Below are 25,773 nucleotides of genomic sequence, written 5' to 3'. Positions count from 1 at the left end.
ACGACAATGTACGACGGCGCGCCGAGACAGGGGCCGCCGCACGTGAAGGATCAAGCAGACTGGAAGTGCGGGGATGACGACGGAACCGTCGCCGGGGCAGGGCGTTCCGCGGGAGGACGTCGGCTGGGCCTTCGCGCCCCGCAGGCCGGTCGACGCGCGGCCGCGCCGCACGCCGCACGAGGCACAGCCGTCCTTCGGCGGGGACGCCCCGCGTGCCCGGCGCCAGGCTGACTGGCCCTCAGGCGAGTCGTGGGAGTCAGCCGCCCCCGCCGCTCCGCATGACGTCCCCGAGCCCGGCCTCGCCTTCGAGAAGACCGCTCCGGAACCGGCCACCCGGTACCAGTGGCAGGAACGGACGCGCGAGCAGGCGGACCACGGAGTCCCGTACCCGCCGACGGGCACCGCGGTTCTCGATCGCGGGACCGCGCCCTTCTCCGGGTCCGTCCCGGCGCAGCCGCAACCGGGCCGCCGGAAAGGCAGGCGAGCCGGCCAGATCCTCCTTGCCCTCGCCGCCCTCGCCGCCGCGGGCGCGGCCGCCGCTGCCGCGCTGAAGCCGGAGGACGGTGCCCCCGTGGCGTCGAAGCAGCTGGCCCGGGTCTGGCAGGTGCCCGCGCCCGCCGCGGACGACGAACTGATCGGAAGCTGGCTCACCGACAAGCTGCTGATCCGGGCCGGCACCCTGGGCGGCCTCAGAGCCTACGACCTGGCCGACGGCAGCGAGGTGTGGAGCGCCGCGCCCACGGCGAAGGGCGGCACCAGCCCTTGCGCCATGTCCCCGACCGTCACCGCGCAGGGACTCGGCACGGTCGCTTTCGGCAAGGACAGCAACTCCTGCACCTCGCTGGCCGGCATCGACACGGCCACCGGGAGGATCCTGTGGACCACTCCCCTGGTCGACTCCGCGCATCCCACGGCGATGTCCGCGCAGACGTACCTCCAGGGCGATGTCGCCACGATCGTCAGCGGGAACTTCCTGGGCGGTGTGGACGTCCGCACCGGTCGCCGCGTCTGGGGCTTCCGCTCGCGCGGCTACTACTGCAACGCCTACAACTGGGGCGCCGACGGGATCGTACTGGTGGACAGCTACTGCGCCGACAGCAAGGAGTCGTTCAAGCTCACCGCCTACGACGGGAAGACCGGGAAGGTGCTCTGGACCAAGTCCCCTGGCGCCCACACCGATCTGGCCCACATCTTCTCCGGCTCGCCGCTGATCGCCTCGATCCACACGGCGGGCCAGGACAGCGTCCGGGTCTTCGCCTCTTCCGGGCGCAGCCGCAAGCTCGCCGTGGGCAATACCGAGGTCATGCCCGGCAACGGCACCGCGGCCGACCACTCCGCCCGGCTCGTGGGCAACGTCCTGGTCACCCCGGCCCAGGCCGGCGGCGCCGAGATCGTCGGCTTCGACACCACCACCGGCGCCAGGCTCTGGAGCTACCGCGCCGCGCGACTCGCCACGAGCACGGCCGGCGACGACCGGGTGTACGCCGTCTCCGATTCCGGCTCCCCGCAACTCGTCGAGCTCGACCCGCGCACCGGGCACGCCACCCCTGTCGCACGCCTGCCGGTCGGCACCGGCCACTGGAACCTCACCGCGGGCACGGTGTACGTCACACCGGACGGCGGGGTGCTGGAGCTCAATGCCCTGGGGACGGGCGGCGGGGTCCGGCTCTACCGGTAGCGGGCGGGACTCGGGCCGTTCGGACCCCCTTCCGCCAGTCCGACACCGCCGTCGTACGCCACGACACGGGCGCATTCGCCTCGACGGGCGTGGTGGTCGCGGGCAGGGCCACGCTCCGCGCCTCCCGCGCCCTGGCCGACAGGCTCCTCGACTTCGCCGCCGCCCACCTGGGCGTCCGCAGCCGCGGGGGCGGGGACGTGGCCGACCGGGCCCGCGCTGAAGACGCCCTCCAACGATCCCGCCGAGGTGCGGCGCGGCGCAAGGTGCCGGACCGGCCTCGTCGTGGGCCTGCCCGCGACGCGGCAACGCCGCGAGGTACGGTGCCGGGGCGTGTCGACGGGGTGAACCCTGGCAACGCGACCGACGCGACCAACGCGGCACTAGGACGGCGAAACAGCTCCCTCCTTGTCCTCCACCGTGAGCAACTCCCTGACGACCAGGGTCGCGCCTGCGACCGCGCCCGGCATCAGGAAGACGGCAACGACGGGGACGAGGAAGGCCAGGGCCAGGGGCACGCCGAAGCCGAGGACGAGCGGGAGCCGGCCGCGCAGGAGCCGCAGTTGCTCCCGGAAGGGCACGTCGCGGCGCTGGAAGGACACCGCGGCCACTTCGAGCGTGAGGAAGAAACCGGAGACGCAGACGCCGAGCACGGGGACGACGGTCTGGCCGATGACAGGGGCGAAGCCGAGCACCAAGAGGCCGACGCTGAACGCGGCGACGAGCAGCAGTACGCGGAGACTGTCGCGCGCGGAGATCCACAGCTCGCGCCAGAGCGGCCGTTCGGGTACTTCCGGGGCACCGCCGTCGGCAAGGTCGACGCGCGCGGCGAGCGTTTCGTAGAAGGGCTGGCCGACGAGAAGGGTGACGGCGGTGAAGGAGATCACCGCGAGGAGCAGGCCGCCGCCGATGACGACGGCGGTCAGCAGCCCGCGGAAGAGGCCGGGCCAGGGTGAGGCCCAGTGATCGGCGAAAGGCGTGCCCCAGTCGGCGAGGTCGTCGGCCCACAGAACGAGTACGGCGAGCGCGGCCACGTAACCGAGGAGGGTGATCACGGCCGGGATCATGCCGAAGCCCCACTGCCGGCTGTGCCGTGCCATCCACCGCTGCCCGGCCAGCAACAGCCCGACGCCCTTCACGAGATCACCCATGGGCGGATCGTACGCGGGCTACGATCGGGGCATCGTCCAGGGTGGCGGTCAGCCGCAGGTCCGCGGTCGGGCGCGCCGCCTCGACGGTGCAGCGGCCGGGCGGCGGGCTCGGGCCGGAAGCCGCCTCGTCCCAGGCAACGGGTCCGACTCACAGCGGGCGACCGGGCCTTCCTGGCGTCGCTGTTGCACCAGCTCCCGAAGGACGCGCTGCGAAGGGTGCGGTTGCCGGTGCGGCCGGACACGGTACTGCGCCGGCACCGTGGTCCGGTCGCCCGCCGTACGCCGCCCGGTCCGGGCCCGAGCGCGAGGCCGACCGCGCACCGTCCACTCCGTCCGCGCCCTGGTACCGCGGTAACGCAGGCGCGAAAGACCTCGCCATGGACCTGGAGGACGCCGGCTGCCGCGCGCAGTCGCCGCCCCTGCGGCAGGCGCAGGCCGCCGCGCAGCGCGCGGCGAACCTCGGCACCCGGGGAGACTGATCCGAGCAGCAACGACGAGTCTCCGAACGGCACATGACAGATTCGGCGGCCGGGGATCGTTCCGTGCGACGGGCCGCCGCATGATGACTGTGTCGCGGCCGGTGTACCGCCGCCGCCCCGGGGCGGGGGTCGCTGGCTCCGCTGGTGCGCGCGCCGGCTGTCGCCGCACCGGCACGGCTTGCCGGACACGGCCCACGGGCGGCGCGCCATGCGCCGCCCCTCGTACGGCAGTTCAGCACGTCACAACGGCGGGAAGGGCGAGGCCGCGCCGTGCCGGTCGACGCGTGCGTGCCCGTCCGGCCATCCGTCGTCCGAACCAGAGTTCGACCAGGCAGCAAGGCAGGGCTCCAACGGAAAGGGGTGTCAGCGTTGGACGAGGATCCGCAGCCGACTCGTGCGCAGGCGACGGTGGAATGGGCCGGGCTGGAGCAGGTCCCACCGGGCGAGCGCCACGGCACGCCGGCCCGTGTCGGCGTTCTGTGGTTCGCCGCGCAACTGGTCCCGACCGCCTTCTTCCTCGGCGCCCTGGGCTCCGCGGACTACATCGGCCTGAGCCTGGGCCACGCGATGGCGGCCATCGTGCTCGGCACGACGGTGGGCGCGCTCGCACCCGCGGCCCTCAGTATCACCGGCGCCCGCACCGGCCTGCCGCAACTCGCCTATTCCCGGGCCGTGTTCGGCGGGGGCACCGCGCTGGTGGGCCTGTTCGCCTTCGGCACCAGCATCGCGTTCATCGCCCTGGGCTGCATCCTCGGCGCCGAGGCCCTCGATGTCACGTTCGGCCTTCCGTTCCTGCCCGCTGTCGCCCTGGTGTTCGCGTGCGTGGCCTTCGTCAGCACCCTGGGCTACCGGATCATGCATACCGTCGAACGCCTCATGGCCGTCGTCGTGGGGGCCGGCTTCCTCCTGCTGACCGTTCAGGTCGTCCGGCACGCGGGGGACGTCCACCTGCACCAGACGGTGCACGGTGGCGACGCGGCCGGCTCGTTCGGGCTGCTCGCGGCCGCATCCTTCTCCTTCGCCTTCGCCTGGGCGCACAACGCGGCCGACTACTGCCGTTACCTGCCCGCGGACGTCTCCGGCGTGAGGCTGTTCGTCTGGGTGTGGGCGGGCATCGTCTCGGCCTGCGTCTGGCTGGAGGGCCTCGGCCTGCTCGCCGGATCGCTGCTGCCCGACACCTCTGCCATGGCCGCGGTGAACCACCTCGTCGGAGGCGGTGCTCAGGGCAGGCTCGTCCTGGTCGCGTTGTGTCTCGGCGTCGTGGCGAACGCCACCGTGGCCCAGTACAGCTCGGGCCTGCAGTTGATGGCGGCGGGCGTGCGGCTGCCCCGGCCGATGGTGACCGCGATGACCGGCCTCGTCGCGTTCGCGCTCACCGTCTACCTGCACCAGGGCAACCTGGCGGACCGCTTCACCAACGTCATTTTTCTGGCGTCGTACTGGGTGGGGCCGTTCGTCGGCATCCTGGCGGTGCACTGGTGGCGCCGGCGGCCGGGCCGGGCACGCGCGTCGGCGAACGCGACCGGCACGGGGCCCCGGTCGTCGCAGTACGCCGCCGTCACGGCCCAGGTCGTCGGTTTCCTGGTCTGCCTCCCCTTCTCCAACACCACGCTCGGCACCGAGCTGGCGGCCCACAACGCCGTGCTCGAGGCGCTGTTCGGCTCCGTCGCCCGGGGACTTCTGCACGGCGCCGACCTCGCCTACCCGGTGGGGTTGGTCGTCGGTGCCCTTGTTCACCTGTGCCTGAGCCGGGTCCGCACCGAGCGCACTCCCTTCACCGAACCCCGGCGCGAGCCGGATCTGCTGCCGCACGGGCGTGGGGACGAAGTTGCCGCGCCGTGACGGCGCCGTACCACTCTCCCCCGCCCCCGCGGACCGCGCCCGGACCGCCCTACGACAGGAGGAAGGATGCACCTCACCCAGCCACTGCACAACGCCGTCCAGCGGGACCCGGAACGTCCGCTGACCGTCTTCGGCGACCGGACGCGTACCGCCGCGCAGAGCGCCGACCGGGTCGCGCGGCTCGCGTGGGCGCTGCGGCGGCTCGGCTGCCGTCCCGGTGACCGGGTGGGGATCCTCGCCCTCAACTCGGACCGCTACCACGAGATCCTGCTCGCGGTCCCGTGGGCCGGCGCCGCCCTCAACCCGGTCAACACCCGGTGGCACCCCGCTGAGATCGTCCACGCCCTGCGGGAGTCCGAGACCCGCACCCTCTTCGTGGACGACGCCTTCGCTCCCGTGGTGCCCGCACTCCGCGACCGGTGGCCGGGGCTGCGCACCGTCGTGTTCTGCGGCGAGGGGACCCAGCCGGACGGCAGCCGTGACTACGAGGACCTCGTCGACGGTTCCCGCCCGGCCCAGGACTCCTGCCGGGGCGGCGACGACGTGCTGGGTGTCTTCTACACCGGCGGAACGACCGGCGAGGCCAAGGGCGTCATGCTCAGCCACCGCAACCTGATGGTCTCCGCCCTGGGCAGCTTGGCGTCCGGCGGGTTCGTACGCCCCGGCGCGTGCCTGCTGCACGCCGCGCCGATGTTCCACCTGGCCGGCCTCGCCGCGTGGACCGCGGGCCTGGTGGCCGGTGCCACCCATGTGATCGTCCCCTCCTTCACCCCCGGCGGTGTACTCGCGGTCATGAGCGAGCACACCGTCACGGACGTGCTCCTCGTACCGGCCATGATGCGCATGCTGCTCGACAGCCCGGACTTGGGCCGGTACGACCTCGCCGGTGTCCGGCGGATCATGTACGGGGCGTCGCCCATAACGGACAGCCTGCTGGCCGCGGCCCGGGCCGCCTTTCCCCTGGCCGGCTTCACGCAGGCATACGGGATGACCGAACTGGCCCCGGTCGCGACCCTCCTGCTGCCCGAGGAACACGACGACCCGGGGCTGCGCCGGTCCGCCGGCCGCCCGGCGCCCCACGCCGAGGTGCGGATCGTCGACACGTCGGGCGCCGAGTGCCCCCGGGGCCGGGTGGGCGAGATCACCGTCCGCGGCGAGCATGTGATGCTGGGCTACCTGGACCGTCCGCAGGAGACCGCCGCTGCCGTCCGCGACGGCTGGCTGCACACCGGCGACCTCGGTTTCATGGACGCCCGGGGCTACGTCCACGTCGTCGACCGGCTCAAGGACATGATCGTCACCGGCGGTGAGAACGTGTACGCCGCGGAGGTCGAGAACGCCCTGGCCCGGCACCCGGCCGTAGCCCAGTGCGCGGTCGTCGGGTTCCCCGACGACCAATGGGGAGAAACAGTGCACGCCGTCGTCGTCCTGAAGGACGGGCGCACGGCCACCGAGCAGGAGCTGCGCGACACCTGCCGCGGTCTGATCGCCGCGTACAAGGTGCCGCGCGGCATCACCTTCACGGACAGCCTCCCCCTGTCCACCGTGGGCAAGGTGCTCAAACGCGAATTGCGCGACCGCCTCCTCAAGCCCCGCCAACGGCTGGCGGACACGTGACGTTCCCGGTGCCCGGCACCCGGTCGTGCCGTAGGAGCCGTCGGTGTCCGTCCTTGGCCGGTCTTCCTGCTCGTTCCCTGCGTGGTGGACGCGGCTCGCGTCGATGACAGGTTCGCGTGGTGAGGGTCGGTCACCGGTTTCCTTGGTCCTTCGGTCCGAGCGCCGTGACGAGCCGTCAGACGTGGGTGCCCGAGGCCCAGGTCGGCCCGCGGTCCAGTGCCGCCGAGCAGGGTGCGGATCGCGGTGGTCAGGGTGGGAACATCGGCGGCGTTGCCCAGGCAGAGCCTGACCCCGCGGTGGCAGGCTTGATCCCCCGGCGTATCCGGCGCCGAAGTACACGGTGGGGCTGATGGCGATGTCCAGGCCGTCCGCGAGCGCGACCACCTCGGACGCGCTCCATGGTTCACGCAGCTCCACCCAGGCGTGCGCGCGGCGGTCCTGACGTGGCAGACCCCCTGCTGTGCACCTTGACCACCACGGGGTTTCCGGCGGCGAGGGACACGGTGTCACCGCCGGGAACGGAGAACGCGAACCGTTCCGCTTGTCCGCGGAAAAGCTCCGATACATGCATTGACCTGACCATGCCAGCATCCTAGTTTATCGTTAGGTTGCTTTCCTAACAATTAGCTGTACGAGAATGTTCGACTAGGAGGCGTCACGGCATGAAGAGACCGACCTGCCCAGCGCGATCGGGCCTGGCCATCCTCACGCTCGTCATCGCGCTCGTGGGTGCGCTGCTCACCCAGCTCCAGCCGGCCGCCGCGGCCGCGACCCGCTACGAGGCGGAGAACGCGACCGTCTCCTCCGGCACGGTCGCCACGAACCACCTGAACTACTCGGGCTCCGGCTTCGTCGACACCACCAACGCGACCGGCGTGTATGTGGAGTTCACGCTGAACGCGGCGAGCGCCGGCACCGGTTCCTTCGCCGTCCGGTATGCGAACGGCACCACCACCGACCGCCCGATGGATGTCTCCGTCAACGGCACGGTCGTCGCCTCCGCCGTCTCCTTCCCGCCCACCGCCGACTGGGACACCTGGGCGACCAAGACGATCACGGCCCCGGTCACGGCCGGCAGCGACACCATCCGGCTGACAGCGACCGCCGCGGGCGGCGACCCGAACCTCGACTGCATCGACTTCCAGGTCACTGCGGCCTCCGCCGACTACCAGGCCGAGGACGCCACCGTCTCCCAGGGCACGGTGGCCACGAACCACCTCGACTACACCGGCACCGGCTTCGTGGACTACACGAACGTCACCGGCTCATACGTCGAGTTCACCGTCTCCCCGTCCGCTGCCGGCCAGGCGGGCCTGCAGTTCCGCTACGCCAACGGTACGACGACCGACCGCCCGATGGACGTCTCCGTCAACGGCACGGTCGTCGCCTCCGCCGTCTCCTTCCCGCCCACCGCCGACTGGGACACCTGGGCGACCAAGACGGTCAACGCCGGCCTCAACGCGGGCGCCAACACCATCCGCGCCACCGCCACCGCCTCGGGCGGCGGCCCCAACCTGGACAGACTGTCCGTCTCGGCCTCCACCGGCGGAGACACCCAGCCGCCCACCGCACCGGTCAACCCCCGGGGAACCGCAACCACGTCCTCGTCGATCTCCCTGGCCTGGGACGCCTCCAGCGACAATATCGGTGTCACCGGCTACCGGGTCCGCGAAGGCAGCTCGGTGGTCGCCTCGCCGTCCGGCACCACCGTCACCATCAGCGGTCTGGCCGCCTCCAGCAGCCACACCTACACCGTCACCGCGCGGGACGCGGCCGGCAACGAGTCCGCGGCGAGCGCACCGGTGACCAGCACCACCCAGGCGAGCACCGGGGGCCCGGCGGTGCCCTTCGGCAGCCACCTCCTCCCGTACGCCGCCGGGACGCTCAAGCCCACCGGCTCGCAGTCGACCCTCGACCAGGCCGTGATCAGCAAGTACAACGCCTGGAAGTCGGCATTCGTCAAACAGAACTGCGGCAACGGCTGGTACGAGACCTACTCCCCCGACGCCGACCACCCCTACGTGGCCGAGGGCCAGGGCTACGGCATGGTCATCGTCGCGACCATGGCGGGCGCGGACTCCAACGCGCACACCATCTTCGACGGCATGGTCAAGTACGTGCTCGCCCACCCGTCCGTGCACAACTCCAACCTGCTCGCCGCCGAGCAGGACTCCTCCTGCACCAGCGTCAACGGCTCCGACTCGGCGACCGACGGCGACCTGGACGTGGCGTACGGGCTGCTGCTCGCCGACAAGCAGTGGGGCAGCGCGGGCACGTACAACTACAAGGACCTCGCGATCAAGCACATCAACGCGATCAAGTCGAAGGAGGTCAACTCCTCGACGCATCTGATGCTGCTGGGCGACTGGTCCACCTCGGGCGACCAGTACTACTCCATCACCCGTTCCTCCGACTGGCTCATCGACCACTTCCGCGCCTTCAAGAAGGCCACCGGTGACAGCGCCTGGGACACCATCCGCACCGCGCACCAGAACCTGATCACCCAACAGCAGGCGAACTACGCCCCGTCCACCGGCCTGCTCGCCGACTTCATCGTGAACACCAGCTCCACCCCGCGTCCGGCCTCCGGCCAGGTGCTGGAGAGCTCGAACGACGGCGACTACGGCTGGAACGCCTGCCGCGACCCGTGGCGCATCGGCGCTGACGCCGTCACCAGCGGCGACGCCACCTCGCTCACCCAGGCGCGCAAGCTCAACGCCTGGATCAAGTCCAGGACGGGAGGCAACCCGGACACCATCGTCACCGGCTACCACCTCAGCGGATCGGCCTTCGACTCCGGCCATGACATGGCCTTCACGGCGCCGTTCGCCGTGGCCGCGATGACCGACTCCGGCTCCCAGGCCTGGCTGGACGCGCTGTGGACCAAGCTCGTCTCGACCGGGATCAACAGCTCCCTCTACTACGGGAGCAGCGTCCAGCTCCAGTCCATGATCGTCGCCTCCGGGAACTACTGGGTCCCGTAGCAGGGGAGCGACCGCCGCCGAAGCCGCGCCCGCCATTGCTGCTGCAACAGCCTGGGCAGGCAGCGTGCGGCGGCATCCCTCAGCGGAACCACGCGTGCCCCGGCTGCACCGGGGCACGCGCCCGCTGGCCCACGCCGTCTCGGACGCAGCCCCACCGCCGGTGCATTCGCCATCACCCGCCACGCCGGGCTGATCCCCGCCCCGCACCGCAGTGCTGCGCCGTCAGATCGCCCGGGTCCGCTACGAGCCGGCCGACAGGGTCTGGCTCGCCGCACTCTCCCGGCTGATCCCGCGCGGCCATGGGCGCCAGGTCTTCGCGGTCGCCTCCACCACACGGCCCGCCTGGCGCCGTCAACTCCGCGCGCAAACGGACGTTCACCCAGCACCACCGTCCCGCACAGGCCAGGAACCTCGCCATCGTCTTGGGGTGCCGCATGGACTCACTGCGCTTCCTCATCCGGGACCGGGGCAGCACACACACCCGCTCCTTCGACGCCGTTTTCGGGGCCGACGACGTGGAAGTCCTGCTCAGCCCGCCTGGAGACCCGAAAGGTGGCTGGTGTCACCCAGGCTGACGACCTGGCGGTTATGGAAGAAGTCGTCTTCGCACAGCCTGGTGATGCTGCCGGAGGGCGCCCGGAAGCTGGCATAGCCGACCGACCCGATCGGCATCTTGATCCAGGACGCCACGACGAACGTCAGGGAGCCGCCGTGCGTCACGATGATCTGGTGTTCGCACGGGCGCTGCAGGATCTCGTCCATGGCGGCGTAGACGCGCTGCGCTAACGCCGCCTTGGTCTCGGCACCCTCGATGCCCTCGTCGTGTTCCAGCCGCTCTCCGGCAGCCGGGGGCGGGACGAACCGCCGGTCCAGCCACTCCTGCGGCCTTCCCCCTGCTTCTCCGTAGGATTTCTCCCGCAGTCTGCGGTCCAGGATGGGTTTCACGCCGAACAGTTCGGCCACGTCCTCGGCCGTCCGCCGGGTACGCTGCAGATCCGAGGAGAACAGCTCCACCTCGGCGCCGTCCGGGACCTGGGCCCGCAGCGCTTGGGCAATGGAGGCAGCCGCGCGGACGCCGGCGGGCGTCAGCTGTGAATCATGCCATCCGCCGACGACGCCCTCGACGTGGTGCGTCGCCTCCGGATGGGTGACGACGTAAAGAGTGCGCATGAGTGCGTGCCCTGCTGTGGGTAGTCCTGACTGATGACAGTCCGCAACTATGGAAGAGACGGCTCGGAACCATCAAACAGGTTCTCCGGCGCGTGCGCGGATGCTGCTGAGGCGGTGGGAGTCGGTGCAGGTTGCGATGATCGCGCCGTTGAAGGTGCGCCGGTCGACGATGGCCGCGCAGAGACAGAGGACAGACCGAACTCGGTACCGAGCGGCAGCATCGCGTCATTGGCGATCACTCGCATGGGCGCGCGTGAGGTGGGGCCGAGGGCGCTGAGCACTGCGGCGGCTCCGTCGAACCTCTTGCCCCCGGAGTGCCTGGTCAGCGTGACCACGCATGTCATCCCCGCGTTCAGCGCGGCGGTCAGGCCGACCTCGGTGTCTTCGACCACAAGACATTCAGAGGCTTCGGCGCCGAGGAGGGACGCGGCACGCAGATAGATGTCGGGGGCTGGTTTCTTGGCCTTGACGCACTCTCCCGTCACGATCACCGCCGCGGCTGCGAGCCGATCACCGAGCGCGTGCCCGACGACCAACTCCACGGACCTGCGAGCACCGGATGAGGCGACCGCGAGCCCCCAACCCGAGTCGACCGCCTCCTGCGCCAGTCGTCGCACGCCCACGCGCACTTCGAGTTCGCCTCGCCGAACGAGATCCATGTAGATGTCAGTTTTCAGCCGGTGCCAGTGACCGACCAGCCCCAACCAGTCGTCGTCGTCGTTCGGTACGCTGACCGCGGACCGGAACCGGGCATCGTCGCGCAGACTCGCGAGGCGTTCTCGTCCGCCGGAGATGGACAGCTTCGAGACGTACTCAGCCGGCGCCCACTGCCACGGGACGTCCAGTCGGCGCCACATCTCGTTGAACGCCCGCAGATGGCCAGTCTGTTCGGCATCGACCAGGACGCCGTCGCAGTCGAGGATCAACGCTCGGCACATGCACGCCCCTTGCTCCCAACTGCCTCCACATGCCTGGCGACGACGTCTTCAACACCTTCGAAGACCTGCTGGAGCAGTTGCGTCGGCTCGATGAACGGCGGGGTTCTGTATGCGGCCCAAACGCTCCAGAAGGCGGTCTTCAGGGCGCTCGACAGGTTGACCTTGGCGACCCCACAGGTGACAGCACGTCGCAGCGTCGTGGTGTCCAACTCACTGCCGCCGTGCAGCACCAACGGGAGCCGCGTGCGTTGTGCGAGTGCCGTCAGACCGTCCCAGTCCAGTTCGACCGGCCCGACCGGTACACCGTGGACTGTGCCTGCCGCGGGGCTGAAGCAGGCCACGCCGGTTCGCTCCACGAAGTTCACTGATCGGTCGATATCGATCTTGACCTCACCCGTGTGCGCGTCTGCGGCGGAGACGATGCGGTCGATCTCTCCCTCGATGTGGAAGTCTCTGTCGGCTCCGCGTAGTACGAGGTCACGGGTCAACCGGACCGCGAGCTCAACGTCAAGGGCGGACGCATCGAACAGGGCGGAGTTCCACCCTGCTTCCATGCAGGCGATCACCGTTGCTGGGTCATCGCAGTGATCGAGATGGAGCAGTGCCGACACGTCGCGCTGCGAGGACAGCGCGTCGAACATTCTCCTGAGGCGGACCGGTCCCCACGCTCGGAGGGTGCGGGTCGAAATCTGCACGACAACCGGCGAGACCAGGCGCTCCCCTGCCGCGAGCACAGCATCCATGCTCACGGCGTCGAACACGTTGCACGCCGGCATCGCATACCCGTCAACCATGGCTGAGCGCAGAGCCGGGCCCAACGCAAAAACGGACATATGCCACCTCCTTCCCTCTCCGCCGACCCCGAGCCACAATGGCTAGAAATTATCTTATGATGACCACAAAAAAGAAGTATGCAATCGCGGTTCCATCTGCCGGCATACCCACGCTCCGGCGGTCAAGAAGATCACGGACGACGAGGCCGAGCCGCTTACGAATCAAGCCCCATGCGGATATCTACGCTCTCTTTTCAAGCCGTTCTGCCATCCAGTTTATTGTGGGATTACTCAGCAATTCCTCAAGTTTTATTGAAACGGCAAATTCCTTGCGGATGGCGGCGAGGAGTTCTGTCATGAGCAACGAGTTGCCGCCCAGTGCGAAGAAATCTTCGTCGCCGCGAGGATTCGGGACACCCAGAATCTCGCCAACAATTCTGGTGATCACATCTACCGCCGACCTCCTCTCGTTTCCCTGTTGGTCATCCGACCGTAGATGTGCAGGATAGTTGTCACGTGGGCGCGGCCGGACCCGAGGCAGTTCCGGCTCAACCGGAAGATCGCCGAGAAGATGCCGGATCGCGATTCCGGACAGGTGTGTGCTCGGCGCGTACGCCATCGCGCGAAGGACCTCAAGGTATGCGGCCAGCATGGCGAGCACTTGGCGGTCATCAAAAAGGGCGGTGTCGTATTTCCAGACCACGTCGAGGCCCGATAGCGTGTCGAGCGGACTGGGATGAACCGGCGTTTCCGAGCGCGGTATGTGCAATATCGCACCCTCGTGCCTGCTTATGTGCCCTGGTGAGGCATAGCTGGGGAAGACGGTCACGCTGAGGTCAAATTTAGCGGTGCCGTTGTTCATTCCGTCGATGACTGTGATGTCGAGCGGCACCGACCTCAGCGACTTCGGCTGGGCCTCGTGGAAGTTGAATGCAGCCTGTATCAACGGGTTGAGACCAGGAATTCGGGGTACGTCAAGATCAGCGATCACCTTCTCCAAGGGCAATTCCTGATTGTCGTAGGAAGACAGGCAGACAGTGCGGACACGGTCCAAGGTCTCCACGAGTGTGGGGTCGGCACGTAGATCACCACGGAGCACCACTGTGTTGATGAACATGCCCAGCAAGTCTTGAGTGGCCTGCCAGTTACGACATGCCGCACCAGCTGCTACCAACAGGTCTTTCGCACCGCCCATGCGGTGCAGTACGACGAAATAGGCCGACAACATGACCATATAGAGCGTCGCCCCGTGGCGTCGGCCGAACTGCTCCAGCGCCCGGGCCAGGTCTGGGCCAACTCGCATCCGAGGCGCCGCTGCCGCTCGCCCGCCGGGCACAGGAGTGCGACGACCGGTGCGACGGAGACGTCTTGGCAACGGCAGTACCGCCGACGCCCCGGCCAACGCGCCGGTCCAATAGTCAAGCTGCGCTGCCGCAGCTGGTGAGTCGCACCAATCGCGATGCCAGCGGGCGTAGTCCTGGTACTGAATGGGCAGTGGCGGGAGTTGCGCACTGCCATGCTGCTGGTACGCGACATACGCCTCTACGAGGTCGTGCAGGAACACCGTGAAGGCCCAGGCGTCGTGCACGGCGTGATGCTCGGTGTGGATGAGCAGATGCTCGTCCACCTCGATCCGGATCAGCACCCACCGGACCAGCCGATCGCTTGCGATATCAAACGGTGCCCGCACTGCGTCGCGGACATACTCGGCGACACGTTCATCCCGCTCAATCGCGTCGAGACCGGCAAGGTCGACCACAGGCAGTTCGACTCGCCATGGTGGACTGACGCACGTCTCAAGCCCGCCGTCTCGAAGGATGAGCCTGGAACGCAGCACATCGTGCCTGCGCACGATCTCAGTCAAACTGGCGTCCAGTGCCGCGTAGTCCAGGTTGCCGGCCAGCCGGAGCACGCACTGGCCGTTGTACACAATCGAGTCCGTGGCGCTCTCGTGAGCGAACCAGATGCGCTCCTGTGCGTGCGACACGGCCGAAGGGGCGTCCGGCGGCGACGGAACAGGGCCGTGCTCGGCCGCGTCAGTCAACAAGGCCGCGATCGCGGCCACTGTTCCCGCACGCAGGACTTCGCTGACGGGAAGAGTGTGGCCGAGCTCATCTCGGACGCGCGCGACGAGTTGGACGGCCATGAGTGAGTTGCAGCCGGCGTAGATCAAAGACTCGTGCACACCGACGCTGTCCACACCGAGCAGTTCGGCGGCGACTTCGCTGATGAACCGCTCGTCCGGCGTCGTGGCCGTGCTCCGATCAGCTCCCAGCGGCAGAGGAGAAGGCAGTTTCGAGCGATCGATCTTGCCGTTGGGACGCAGCGGCCACTGGGCGACGGTCACGATCAGGTCTGGCACCAGGTAGCCGGGCAGAACCTGCGCCAGCCGTTCACGAAGCCCGGTGCCGGTGACAGTGTGCCCCGGCGAAAGCCGCACGTAACCGGTCAAGCGCGCTTGGTGCGCGACCACGACCGCGTCACGAACACCGTCGATCGAGGTCAACGCCAGTTCGACTTCCGCGGGCTCGACACGGTAACCACGGACCTTGACCTGTTCGTCCTTCCGGCCCAGGAACTCAACGACGCCGTCAGGACGGTACCGGCCCAGGTCCCCGGTCCGGTACAGACGGGCGCCGGGAGCTGACGAGTCGGGCAGGAACCGCTCCGCGGTCAGGTCCGGGCGGCCGAGATAACCGCGCGCCACACCGGCGCCCCCGATCAGGATCTCACCGGGTTCACCGTCCGGCACACGAGTCAGCTCGTCATCGACGATCAGGAGACTGGTACCGGGCAGTGGCCTGCCTATCGGCACGACGGCCGCGTCAGCTGAGGCAAGGCCGACGGTATGCATTGTCGCGCACACCGTGGTCTCGGTCGGGCCGTAACCATTGACCAGCTGTACCCGCCCGGCCCACAGCCTGGCGGTGGACGGAAGGCACACCTCGCCACTACTGATCAGGACACGCAAGGCAGGCAGGTCGGAAGGCTCCATGGTGCGCACGAGTACCGCGGGCAGGCATGTGTGCGTGATCCCCCGGTGGCGCAGCACCTCCTCCACCGACTTACTCGAGACCTCATTGTCGCCCACGATTTCCAGGCGGCCCCCGCTGCCGAGCGCCATCGCCCACTCAAAGATCATCGAGTCGAAGTAAGGGCTACAGAACTGAAGCACGATCGCCGAGCCGTCCATACCCATGAGCTCGGCGCGCTGTGCCGCGATCAGGTTGGTCAGACCCCGATGTTCCACAACAACCAGTTTTGGCTCGCCTGTGGACCCCGACGTGCGCACGGCATAAGCCACGTCGCTCGGCTGCAGCCGGCGCCCGGTCCACCGTACAAGGTCGTCCGGCGGAGCATCCAGGTCGAGAGTGTCCAACTCGACGCGCTCTGTGCCGAACGGCAGATCCGGGCCGGCGATGGTGGTGAGACACAGCGTCGAGCCCGTCTGCCCGATCGTCGCATCACGCCATGGAGCAGGCCATTGCGGATCGACAGGCAGAAAAGCCGCTCCCAGCCTCCACAGGGCCACGGCCGCTTCGAAAAACAGCACACTCCGCCCCAGGACAATCGGCACGACGTGCCCCGGCTCGACACCACGCAGCCGCAGCAGCTCGGCCAGCCGGGCTGTGCGTGCCTGCAGTGTCTGATAGGTGACAACGTGATCCGCCTGTGCCAATGCCACCTGCTCGGGGCGCACCTCGGCCCAGTCGCTCAGCAATTCGAGAACGGACCGTGCCGCCACAGGTACCAGAACTCGTGGCAATGGCGTGCAGCCGGACACCGGCAGCGACACGGCGGCCCAGGGACGGTCGCGGCGAAGCGCGGGTACCAGTTCGGTGAACTCAGTACCGGTCGGAACACGGGGATCGGTCATCGCCTCAAGGTAAGGCCGAAGAGGTAGGTCTGCCTAGACTGTGACCGCATTAGTGCAGGTATGTCCAAGTACGTCGCGCAACAGGCAAGTTTGGGTTGATCTGCTGTGGCGGACATCCGAGATCAGGGGGCGTCCCCGGGCGGAGAAGCAGTCAGGGCACAGCGTCGAACGGGCACACCCGTCCGACGACCGTCGGCCGCTCGCTGGACCTGCAGGTCACAGGCCATAGACGGGGCTTTCGGCACCCGCAGTGCCGTCGAGGAAGCCGCCCGACTGGTGCTGCCACAGCTTCGCGTAGGCGCCGCCCGAGGCGAGCAGCTCCTGGTGCGTGCCCTGCTCGACGATCCGTCCGAGGTCGAGGACGACGAGCCGGTCCATGGTGGCGACCGTGCTCAGCCGGTGCGCCACCACGAGCGCCGTCCGCCCTTCCATGAGCCGCCACAGCGCCTCCTGGACGAGGATCTCGCTCTCGGAGTCCAGGGCGCTGGTCGCCTCGTCCAGCAGCAGGATCGGCGCGTCGCGCAGGATCGCCCTGGCGAGGGCGACCCGCTGGCGCTGTCCGCCGGACAGTTTGACGCCGCGTTCGCCCACCATGGTGTCGAAGCCGTCCGGCAGCGCGTCGGCGAACTCCGTGACGTGCGCCACCTCGGCCGCGCGACGGATCTCGGCGTCGGTGGCGTCCGGCCGGGCGAACGCGATGTTGTCCCGCAGCGTGCGGTGGAACATCGCCGGGTCCTGCGGCACGTAGGCGATCAGGCTGCGCAGGTCGGCCTGGCGCAGCCTGCTGATGTCCTGCCCCCCGATCAGGATCCGGCCGGCGTCGACGTCCGTCATCCGCAGCAGCAGCCGGGTGAGCGTGGTCTTGCCGCCGCCGGACCGGCCGACGAAACCGATCTTCGCCCCGCTGGGCACGGCCAGGTCGAGGCCCTCGAAGAGCGGCTCCGCGCCCCCATGGGCGAAGGTCACCTGCTCGAAGCGGACGTCGGCGGCTCGGGACAGCAGCGGCTCCGGCGACACCGGGTCGAGCACGGCCGGCGGCGTCAGCAGCAGTTCGGTGAACTGCGCGGCCTCCGTCATCGAGCTCTCCAGGCGGCGGTAGATCTGGTTGAACTCGAACATGACCCGCGTCGCGCTGGTGTAGTACGTGAAGGCGACCACGACCGCCTCCACGCCGTGCCCGCCCCCGCCGAGCGCGACCGCGAGCAGCAGGCCCAGCGCGTTGGTCAGCACGGACATCGGTGCGACCAGCGTGTCGATGCGCAGGTTGCCGTAGTCCCACGACCGCAGCGTGAGCCGCCGCGACTCCGCGACGCGGGACCGGTGCTCGGCGGCCTCGCGTTCCTCGGCGGCGAACGCCCGGACCGTGTCGATGTTCATCAGGCTGTCGGCGACGTGGCCCGACACCCGGGCGATCGCCTCCTCGCGCCGGCCGACGAGCGCCTGGCGGCGACGGATAAGGGGCGTCACACACAGCGCCGTCAGCGCGATCATCGCCAAGAGCCCGACAACGAGCAGCGGTTCGTAGCGCCACAGCACCACCGACCCGAACGCCAGCGGCACGAAGCTGCCCACGACCGAGAACGTCAGCGTGTCGACGAACTCCTCGAAGCGGGAGGCGAAGCTCAGGACCCGCTTGGTCAGCGACCCGGCGAAGTTGTCGTGGAAGAACGCGGCGTCTTTGGCGAACAGCTCGTCCATGCCGATCACGTACAGGTGCTCGATGCCGAGGGCGTCGAGGCGGTTCAGGCAGTGCAGGCCGACGCGCCACAGCGTCTCCGCGAGCAGCAGAACGCCGGCGAAGCCGAGAACGTAGGGCAGGGTCGAGCCGATGGCGATACCGGCGTCGCCGGCGATTCGGCCGACGAGCTTCGCGACGACCAGCGGCGCGAGGTAGTTGATGCCGATGTTGCCCATCGCCGGCAGCAGCATCGCCGGCACCGTCAGCCACCGGAGCCGGGCCAACTCCCGTCCGTAGTAACGGAGTGCGAGGAACACCGAGCCCCTGCCCGGCGAACCGTCGCGCGATAAAGGCGATCCCATCCCATCCCACCCCTGTGTGGTCGTGCGGCAGCCCGCCACGTGCTTCTCCGCAGAGAAACCCTTGCCTCACTGGCCGCGCGGAGCTTCGGTTCGAGTGCCCTCGTTCAGATCCTCTTCCCACAGGCGGGGCACGACGACGGAGCCCTCGCGCAGCTCGTGGCGACGCATCCGTTTTACGGGTAGGCCAGGAACCGCAGTGTCCCGTGACGGCGCCCGCAGAGTCCAAGCGTTTTTGCGTGCCACCGTGCAGGCCGGCCTCGACCGGTCCGTGGACGAAGTCGTGCGGTGAAGTTGCTCCGGTTCGGTGGACAACTGTCCGCTTGGGGGACCCTGCTCCCCGCAAGCAGGAGTCCGTCGTGCCGAGAACCCGTCGGGCCTACCCGCCGGAGGAGTTGGCCCCCGGACGCGGGCGCCTCGCCGCACCGGCATCGCCGGCGTTACGGATCGGGGGCGGCACCCAAGGACGGCCGCCGGCACCGGTGTCGGCGCCGACGGGGCCCGCCCCGCGGGCGAACGACATCATTCGTCCGACGCAGCCCGGGCGCTATTGGCCAGCAGCTTCTCCAGTACGTCCGCCGCCTTCGCCGCACCGCCGCCGGCACGCACGGTCCGGCTCATGGCCGCCACCTGCGGCCGGTAGGACTCGACTTCGGCAACGGCGTCGCGCAGCCCCTGCACGGTCAGCTCGGCCAACGTTTTGCCGACCCGCAGCTCCTCCGCCAGCCGGGCCATCACCCGCTGTTCCGGGATCTGCGGCACCGCCACGAACGGCACCCCGTGGTACAGCGACTCCATCACCGAGTTGCTCCCGGCGTGGCTCAGGAAGACCCTCGCGTGCCGCAGCACCGCCACCTGCGGCACCCGCGCGTGCACCTCGAAGTTCCCCGGAACAGGACCCAGCGACTCCGGGTTCAGCCCGCCCACCGCCATGACCACCTGCCAGGCGCTGTCCCCGAACGCCTCGATGCACATCCGGTAGAATTCGGGCCGGACGTTGAACACCGTCCCCAGCGAGATCAGCAGCACCGGCGCGGCCGACCGGGGGCTCCACTCCTGGGCGACCTGCCAGCTGCTCAGCGACGGCCCGACGAAGTGGAACCGTTCGTCGAACGTCTCCCCCGACGGCTGGAACTCGCGGGGGATGAACACCACACTCGACGGGGCCACATAGCCGAACATCAGGTTCGGGTTGTCCAGGAACCTGTGCCCCTGCGCGAACTTCCCCATCTCCTGAATCGCAGCCACCAGCCGGGGATGCGTGTGGTCGAACGTGGGCGGTAAGTACACCTGCGCCGCCGAGAACGACTCGTTCTCCGCGAAGGTCGGCACCAGCGATATCTCCTGCACCCCGAGCTGGTTCGCCAGCATCCTTCCGGTGAACGTCACCGAGTCGTAGCACACCGCGTCCGGCCGATCCGCCGAGAAATGTTCCGACAGGACCGGAAACGAAGCACGCGCGTCGGCGAGGAAGTACTCCAACGTCACGGCAAGCTGGTCCGCGGTGAAGTCGCTCCGCGACGCCATGTCCGGCGGCAGCTCCGAGGGCAGGACCACCGGCGACGCACCAGCGGCCACCGGACCGTCCATGGTGGACGGTCCGGTGGCGTAGCTGACCCGGTGACCACGCCGGACCAGCTCCTCCACCAGCGGCAGCGTCGGGTTCACGTGACCGGGCGCCGGCGAGCTCACAAAAGCGAAGTGGGCCATCAGTTCTCCTCCAGGATTACCGGCAGGGTCTTGTGTCCGTTGGTGAAGAAGGACCCGAGCGGCTCGAGCTCCGACGACGGCACAGCCAGCCGTAGCCTCGGGAACCGGGAGAACAACGCCGACAACGCCGTCGTGGCCTCCATTTTCGCCAGGGGGCTGCCGAGGCAGAAGTGCACGCCGTGCCCGAACGTCAGGTGGTCGTGCCGCGACGGCCGGGTGACGGTGAACTCCTCCGCGTCGGCTCCGTGCTGCGCCGGGTCACGGCCGGCCGCACCGAACGACATCAGGATCGCTTCGCCCTTGCGGATCTCGACGCCGTCGGCGGAGATGTCCTCGACGGCGTACCGCAGCGGCAGGTTCGGAACCGGTGCCTGCCACCGCAGCGTCTCGTCCACCACGTCCTCCCACGAGCTTGTCCCGGAGATGACCAGGCCCAGCTGCGACGGGTGTGTGGCCAGCGCGTGGATGGCGTGGTCGAGCAGGTTGACCGTTGTCTCGAAGCCCGCGGAGATGGTCAGCAGCAACGTGTCCAGCAGCTCCCGATCGGACAGCCGGGTGCCGTCCTCCTCCTGCGCCGCGATCAGGTCGCTGGTCATGTCGTCGCCGGGGTTTTCCCGTTTGGCGGCAACGAGTCCCTTGAGCAGCATGTACAACTCGCCGGACGCCGCCTGTACGCCCGCCGGGTCGGCGTCGAGGCTGAACACGGCGTCCACCAGCCGCCGCAGGTCCGCACCCGCCTCCGGGGCCACCCCGAACAAGCCGCTGATCACCTGGACCGGCAGCGGGAACGCGAAGTGCGCGCGCAGGTCGACCGGCTGGCCCGGCGGCACCGCGGCCAGACTGTCGATCAGCCCGGCCGTGATCTCCTCGACGCGCGGCCGGATCGCCTCGATGCGGCGCGGGGTGAACGCCTTGGCCACCAGGCTGCGCAGCCTGGTGTGGTCGTCGCCGTACGCGGTGAACATGTTCTTCATCGCGACCCACATGATCAGCGGCCAGTCCGGTGGGATGTCGCCGTCGCGCCACATGGGCCAGTGCCGGTTCGCGTCCTTGGAGACTCTTGGGTCGAGCAGCAGCCTCTTGGCCAAGTCGTGCCCGGTCACGGCCCAGGCGTGGACGCCGCCGGGCAGCTCGACCGGCGTGGCTGCGCCGCGTTCGCGCAGGTTCCCGGCCTCGCCGAAGATGTCACTGCCCGACGGGTCGATGACATAGGGGTCGACCGGCGCGATCCTCGCACGCACCGGCTTGGCGAAGGTCGTCGTCGTGCGCGGCTTGGGCCGCTCGGTGACCTCCAGCAGTGTCGCGGTGAACCGGGAGCCCATGCCGAGGCCGATGGCCATGATCGTGTCGCCGGGCTTGAGGGTCTCGTCGTGCAGCAGGTGCTCCACGCCCAGCAGTTGATCGCACGGCCCGACGTGGCCGAGTTCGCGCAGCAACGGCCAGGTGGTGCGGCTCAGGTCGATGCCGAGTGGCTCCAGCACGACGACCTGGAGCTGCGCGAGACCCAGGCCGGTGACAACGAACCGTGTGATGTCGGCGATGTCGACACCGGCTTCTTTGGCGGCCTGCTCGACCGCGCTGACCAGCGCCTCGCTCATCAGCGTCAGGTACGGTGCGAGGCCGGTGACCTCGATCGGCGTACGGTTGCGGTGGCCCTTCGGGTCCGGGATCGTCGGCGTGGCAAGGACTTCCATCTGGGTTGCGGAGCTGTTGGCGGTTGCGACCAGCCGCGCCCGGCCGCCTTCGCGGTTCAGCACCGCCGACACCGCGCCGTCGGACAGGAAGATGCCGATGGTGGGCTGCCAGCGTTCCCATCGGGGCGGCAGGAACCGGGACGTGGCCGTGACCAGGGTCGCGGTCGCGGTCGGGTCGGCCACCAGGTGCGCGGCGGCGGACTGGAGCGCGGCGGAGCCGCCGTTACTGGTCGCCTCGACCTCGTAGACGAGGGCGTGGCCGAGGCCGAGGACACGCTGGAGGTGGCAGGAGGGCGCCATGTGATCCTGCGAGTCCATCTGGGCGTAGGCGGCCATCGAGATGTCCGCGCCGCTGAGCCCGGACTCCTGCAGCGCCTCGATCGCCGCGTGCACGGCCATCGCGTGCTCGGTGACGTCATCGGACTTGGTGAACGATGTGAAGTCCGACAGCGCGAGCAGCCGCCGCATGGTCTCGGTGTCCGGCACGGCATCCGTCGCGAGCGTACGTGGCGGCAGATATCGGCCCGTCCCGCCGATGTAGACGCTATCCCAGATCATGCTCGTCCCTTTCTCTGAGGTCGGACAGCCCGGCGCCATACCCGCTGAAGTCGAGGAGCCACGTACTGATGGCCAGCGCTGTGGCCGCGGAGTGCTTCTCCAGCAGGGTGAAGTGGTCGCCCGAGACAGTGATCACGTCCTGGGCGGTGGTGGACAGCCGTGGCCACGAGCGTTTCTCGGTGCCCACCAGCAGCACCGGCGCGGTGACGGGCTGCGGTGTGCCGGCGAGGTCGAGGTAGCGGCCCATCGCCACCAGCCGGTCGTCGTCGATCGGCTGGACCTGGTGCTCGGCGTCGAGCATCCCGGTGAGTACGCCCGGCAGGTCCTCGGGAAAGCCCTCGATCAGCACCACGGCGCTCAGGCGGACCCCCTGCCGTTCCAGCTCCTTGGCGGTGGCCAGTGCCAGCCACGCGCCCACCGAACGGCCGACCAGCACCGGGTTGTCGACGGTCGACACAGCCTCGGCGAGCGCTTCGACCAGGACGTCGGCGTTCGCCGGCAGCGGGTCGCCGGCGAACCCCGGAAGCGTCACCGCCGTGACATCGCGGGTGGCCTCCAGCGCGGCGGCGAACCGCCCGTACTCCTCGATCGCGCAGGACGCCAGCGCGGACGGCAGGCAGACCAGCGACGGTTGGAGGAAGCCGGCGCCCAACGTGACCGCCTCGGCCTCGGGTGTCTCGGTGGTCGGGCTCAACCGGGACGCCGTGGCCAGCAGTTCGAGGCCGTCCCGCGCGCGGCCGATGTCGACGGCCTTGCGCAGCAGACGTTCCATCGGCCCGGCGACCCGGTTCTCCGGCGCGCACAGCCGGCCGTACAGGTGGTTGGCGAGCTGCGCGGGCGTCGGGAAGTCGAACACGGCGGTCGCCGCGAGTTGCAGCCCGGTGGCGGCGTTGAGCCGGTTCCGCAGCTCGATGGCGGTCAGCGAGTCGACGCCGTGGTCGCGGAACGCCTGCTGCGGGTCCTCGATGCTCCCGGTGGTGTGGCCGAGGACGTTCGCACTGTGTGTGCTGATCAGGTCCAGCAGCAGGGCGCGCTGCTGGGGTTCGGGCAGGGAGTTCAGCTTCCGGACCAGGTCATCGGGTTCGGTCGCCGGCCCTGCCGTGCGCCGTGGCCGGACGAGTCCCCGGAACAGCGCGGGTGGGGTGCCCATGGCGGTGAGGTCGAGGTGGACCGGCATCAGCGTCGGCCGTCCGTCGGCCAGGGCGGTGTCGAACAGGTCGAGGGCCTGCTCGGTGGCCAGCGGCAGCATCCCGGTCCGGGCCAGCCGACGGTGGTCGGCCTCGGTCAGGTTCCCGGTGATGCCGCTGGATTCGGCCCAGTAGCCCCAGGCCAGCGAGGTGGCCGTCAGGTGGTGCGCGTGCCGGTGTTCGGCCAGCGCGTCGAGGAACGCGTTGGCGGCGGCGTAGTTGGCCTGCCCCGGACCGCCGAACACCCCGGAGGCCGAGGAGAAGAGCACGAATGCCCGGAGATCCATGTCCTTCGTGACCTCGTGCAGGGTCCACGCGGCGTCGACCTTGGGGCGCAGCACCTTCTCGACCTGGTCCGGCATCAACGACCCCACCACGGCGTCGTCGATCACCCCGGCGGCGTGCACGACGACCCGAAGGTCGGGGATCGTGCTGACAAGGTCGCTCAAGGCCTCGCGGTCACCGACATCGCACGCGGCCACGGTGAGGTCGACGCCCAGCTCCTCCCGGAGCCCGGGCGGCTCGACGCCGCTCCGGCTGACGAGGACCACGTGCCGCGCGCCGTGCCGGGTGACCAGGTGCCGGGCGACCAGAACGCCGAGGGTGCCGGTGCCCCCGGTGATCAGCACCGTGCCGTCCACGGGTTCGGCCGAGCGGTCCACTACGGGCTTCACCAGCCTCGGCACGAGGGCGGTTCCGTTGCGCAGTGCGATTTCGGGCTCGTCATTGCTCACGGCGGCACGCACCGCGGCGGGGATCGCCTGCCGTGACGCGGCCGTCCCGTCGAGCCCGACCGTCAGGATCCGCCCGGGATTCTCGGTGTGCGCGCTGCGCAGGAAGCCCCGGGCGGCGGCCGAGGCCAGGTCGTTCCCCGTGAGGACCACGAGCTTGGCCGACGTGCCGGCGGCCAGGAACTCCTGGACCCTGCCGAGCAGTTCCCGGGTCACCGCGTGGGTGGCCGCGACCGGCTCGCCTTCGCCGGTGACCTCGTGGAAAACCACCTCGACGTCCGGGCCTTCCGGTGCCGCCATCGGGGTCCAGTCGACGGCGAACAGCGTGTTCGGGTGGCGCTTCGTGGCGAGGCCCGCCAGTTCGACGGGCCGCAACGCGATCTCGTCGATGGTCGCGACGGGCACGCCGGCGGTGTCGGTGAGCCGCACCGCGTACGTGTCCGGCCCGGTCGGGTGCAGCGCCACGAGGACGGTACTGGCCGAACCGGTGATCGACACGCCGGAGAACGAGAACGGCAGCCGCGCCAGGCTCTCGCCGGGGCCGCCGGCCTCGGCCGTGATGCCGGTGAGCAAAGTCAGCGGTTGGATGGCCGCGTCCAGCAGCGCGGGGTGGACGCGGTAGCCGGTCAGCTCTGCGGTGTCCGCCGGGAACCTGACCTCGGCGTGCAGGTCCTCGCCGTGCCGCCAGATTCCGGTGAGCCCCTGGAACGTGGGCCCGTAGTCGTAGCCGGCCTCGGCCAGCTGGTCGTAGAGCGTGCCGATGTCGATCGCTGTGGCGTCGGCGGGCTTCGGTTCAGCCCGGTCTGCCGGGGCCGCAGTGGAACTCAGGATGCCGGTCGCGTGGCGGGTCCAGTCGTCGGGTTCGGCGGACGTACGGGAGTGGATGGTGACGGGCCGGTGCCCGATGTCGTCGGGTGCGCCCACGGTGACCTGTACGTGGACGCTGTCGCGGTCGGGCAGCACGAGCGGCGCTTCGAGGACCAGCTCGGTCAGCACCGGACTGGCCGCGTGCTCGCCGGCCTGGACGGCCAGTTCCACAAACGCTGTTGCGGGCAGCAGGGCGGAGCCGAGCACGGTGTGCTCGTCCAGCCATGGGTGGGTCGACTTGGAGAGCTTCCCGGTCAGCACCACGCCCTGCCCGTCAGGGAGCTTCACCAGGGACCGCATCAGCGGGTGGTCCGGCGTGTCGAGGCCATCGGACGACGGTGCCGGCAGGAGCCAGTAGGGGTCGTGTTGGAACGGGTAGGCCGGCAGGTCCACATCCGCCGCCGGCACCGGCAACGACCACCGCGCCCCATCCGCCCACAGCCTGCCCAGCCCCGCCAGCACCCGCTCCGGCTCATCATGACC

At 69.6% G+C, this 25,773-nt stretch carries 13 protein-coding genes; 4 read left to right on the top strand and 9 right to left on the bottom strand.

Going from position 1 to position 25,773, the window contains the following annotated elements; all coding sequences use genetic code 11:
* Nucleotides 1–73 precede the first annotated feature (73 nt).
* Nucleotides 74–1,678 (top strand): PQQ-binding-like beta-propeller repeat protein, encoded by a 1,605-nt coding sequence (locus VIW71_RS03635; protein WP_331620464.1) that lies wholly within the window; start codon nt 74–76, stop codon nt 1,676–1,678.
* A 380-nt stretch (nt 1,679–2,058) separates the two neighbouring features.
* Here VIW71_RS03635 and VIW71_RS03625 read toward each other — a convergent pair whose 3' ends face one another.
* Nucleotides 2,059–2,826 (bottom strand): EI24 domain-containing protein, encoded by a 768-nt coding sequence (locus VIW71_RS03625; RefSeq protein ID WP_331620463.1) that lies wholly within the window; start codon nt 2,824–2,826, stop codon nt 2,059–2,061.
* Nucleotides 2,827–3,674: 848 nt separating this feature from the next.
* Between VIW71_RS03625 and VIW71_RS03620 the strand changes: the two genes are divergently transcribed.
* The 3 genes from VIW71_RS03620 to VIW71_RS03610 all read left to right on the top strand — a co-directional run bounded on the left by VIW71_RS03620 (nt 3,675) and on the right by VIW71_RS03610 (nt 9,748).
* Nucleotides 3,675–5,147, top strand: a complete 1,473-nt coding sequence (locus tag VIW71_RS03620; RefSeq protein WP_331620461.1) for a purine-cytosine permease family protein — start codon at nt 3,675–3,677, stop codon at nt 5,145–5,147.
* Between the two features lie 66 nt (nt 5,148–5,213).
* Nucleotides 5,214–6,764 carry a long-chain-fatty-acid--CoA ligase gene (locus tag VIW71_RS03615; protein ID WP_331620460.1) on the top strand — a complete coding sequence of 517 codons (1,551 nt, stop codon included), beginning with the start codon at nt 5,214–5,216 and terminating at the stop codon, nt 6,762–6,764.
* Nucleotides 6,765–7,426: 662 nt separating this feature from the next.
* The gene (locus VIW71_RS03610; protein ID WP_331620459.1) at nt 7,427–9,748 is read left to right on the top strand and encodes a glycosyl hydrolase family 8; all 2,322 of its coding nucleotides are present in this window, start codon (nt 7,427–7,429) and stop codon (nt 9,746–9,748) included.
* A gap of 528 nt (nt 9,749–10,276) precedes the next feature.
* Here the strand turns inward: VIW71_RS03610 and VIW71_RS03605 are convergent.
* From VIW71_RS03605 to VIW71_RS03565, 8 genes are all read right to left on the bottom strand, one after another.
* A complete protein-coding gene (locus VIW71_RS03605; protein ID WP_331620458.1) occupies nt 10,277–10,918 on the bottom strand; it encodes a histidine phosphatase family protein in 642 nt (213 codons plus the stop codon).
* 47 nt (nt 10,919–10,965) lie between these two features.
* Nucleotides 10,966–11,856, bottom strand: a complete 891-nt coding sequence (locus tag VIW71_RS03595; protein WP_414720640.1) for an HAD-IA family hydrolase — start codon at nt 11,854–11,856, stop codon at nt 10,966–10,968.
* A complete protein-coding gene (locus VIW71_RS03590) occupies nt 11,841–12,689 on the bottom strand; it encodes a class II fructose-bisphosphate aldolase (RefSeq protein WP_331620457.1) in 849 nt (282 codons plus the stop codon). Before VIW71_RS03590 ends, VIW71_RS03595 begins: the two co-directional genes overlap by 16 nt.
* Before the next feature lie 181 nt (nt 12,690–12,870).
* The gene (locus VIW71_RS03585; RefSeq protein ID WP_331620456.1) at nt 12,871–16,506 is read right to left on the bottom strand and encodes an amino acid adenylation domain-containing protein; all 3,636 of its coding nucleotides are present in this window, start codon (nt 16,504–16,506) and stop codon (nt 12,871–12,873) included.
* Nucleotides 16,507–16,722: 216 nt separating this feature from the next.
* Nucleotides 16,723–18,546, bottom strand: a complete 1,824-nt coding sequence (locus VIW71_RS03580; RefSeq protein ID WP_331620455.1) for an ABC transporter ATP-binding protein — start codon at nt 18,544–18,546, stop codon at nt 16,723–16,725.
* A gap of 519 nt (nt 18,547–19,065) precedes the next feature.
* The gene (locus VIW71_RS03575) at nt 19,066–20,253 is read right to left on the bottom strand and encodes a macrolide family glycosyltransferase (protein WP_331620453.1); all 1,188 of its coding nucleotides are present in this window, start codon (nt 20,251–20,253) and stop codon (nt 19,066–19,068) included.
* Complete coding sequence (locus VIW71_RS03570) at nt 20,253–22,505, bottom strand: cytochrome P450 (RefSeq protein WP_331620452.1); 2,253 nt, start codon at nt 22,503–22,505, stop codon at nt 20,253–20,255. Before VIW71_RS03570 ends, VIW71_RS03575 begins: the two co-directional genes overlap by 1 nt.
* Nucleotides 22,492–25,773 (bottom strand): type I polyketide synthase (locus tag VIW71_RS03565; RefSeq protein WP_331620451.1); only part of this gene is annotated, 3,282 nt, incomplete at its 5' end. The genes VIW71_RS03570 and VIW71_RS03565, both read right to left, overlap by 14 nt.

Source organism: Streptomyces sp. (assembly GCF_036524955.1).
Classification (GTDB): Bacteria; Actinomycetota; Actinomycetes; order Streptomycetales; family Streptomycetaceae; genus Actinacidiphila.
This window is presented reverse-complemented; position numbering and strand designations above follow the sequence as displayed.

Bases quoted from the DNA above. Each gene is read 5' to 3' on its own strand.
- VIW71_RS03635 (WP_331620464.1), top strand. From the start codon at position 74: ATGACGACGGAACCGTCGCCGGGGCAGGGCGTTCCGCGGGAGGACGTC.
- VIW71_RS03625 (WP_331620463.1), bottom strand. From the start codon at position 2,826: ATGGGTGATCTCGTGAAGGGCGTCGGGCTGTTGCTGGCCGGGCAGCGG.
- VIW71_RS03615 (WP_331620460.1), top strand. From the start codon at position 5,214: ATGCACCTCACCCAGCCACTGCACAACGCCGTCCAGCGGGACCCGGAA.
- VIW71_RS03610 (WP_331620459.1), top strand. From the start codon at position 7,427: ATGAAGAGACCGACCTGCCCAGCGCGATCGGGCCTGGCCATCCTCACG.
- VIW71_RS03605 (WP_331620458.1), bottom strand. From the start codon at position 10,918: ATGCGCACTCTTTACGTCGTCACCCATCCGGAGGCGACGCACCACGTC.
- VIW71_RS03595 (WP_414720640.1), bottom strand. From the start codon at position 11,856: ATGTGCCGAGCGTTGATCCTCGACTGCGACGGCGTCCTGGTCGATGCC.
- VIW71_RS03590 (WP_331620457.1), bottom strand. From the start codon at position 12,689: ATGTCCGTTTTTGCGTTGGGCCCGGCTCTGCGCTCAGCCATGGTTGAC.
- VIW71_RS03585 (WP_331620456.1), bottom strand. From the start codon at position 16,506: ATGACCGATCCCCGTGTTCCGACCGGTACTGAGTTCACCGAACTGGTA.
- VIW71_RS03580 (WP_331620455.1), bottom strand. From the start codon at position 18,546: ATGGGATCGCCTTTATCGCGCGACGGTTCGCCGGGCAGGGGCTCGGTG.
- VIW71_RS03575 (WP_331620453.1), bottom strand. From the start codon at position 20,253: ATGGCCCACTTCGCTTTTGTGAGCTCGCCGGCGCCCGGTCACGTGAAC.
- VIW71_RS03570 (WP_331620452.1), bottom strand. From the start codon at position 22,505: ATGATCTGGGATAGCGTCTACATCGGCGGGACGGGCCGATATCTGCCG.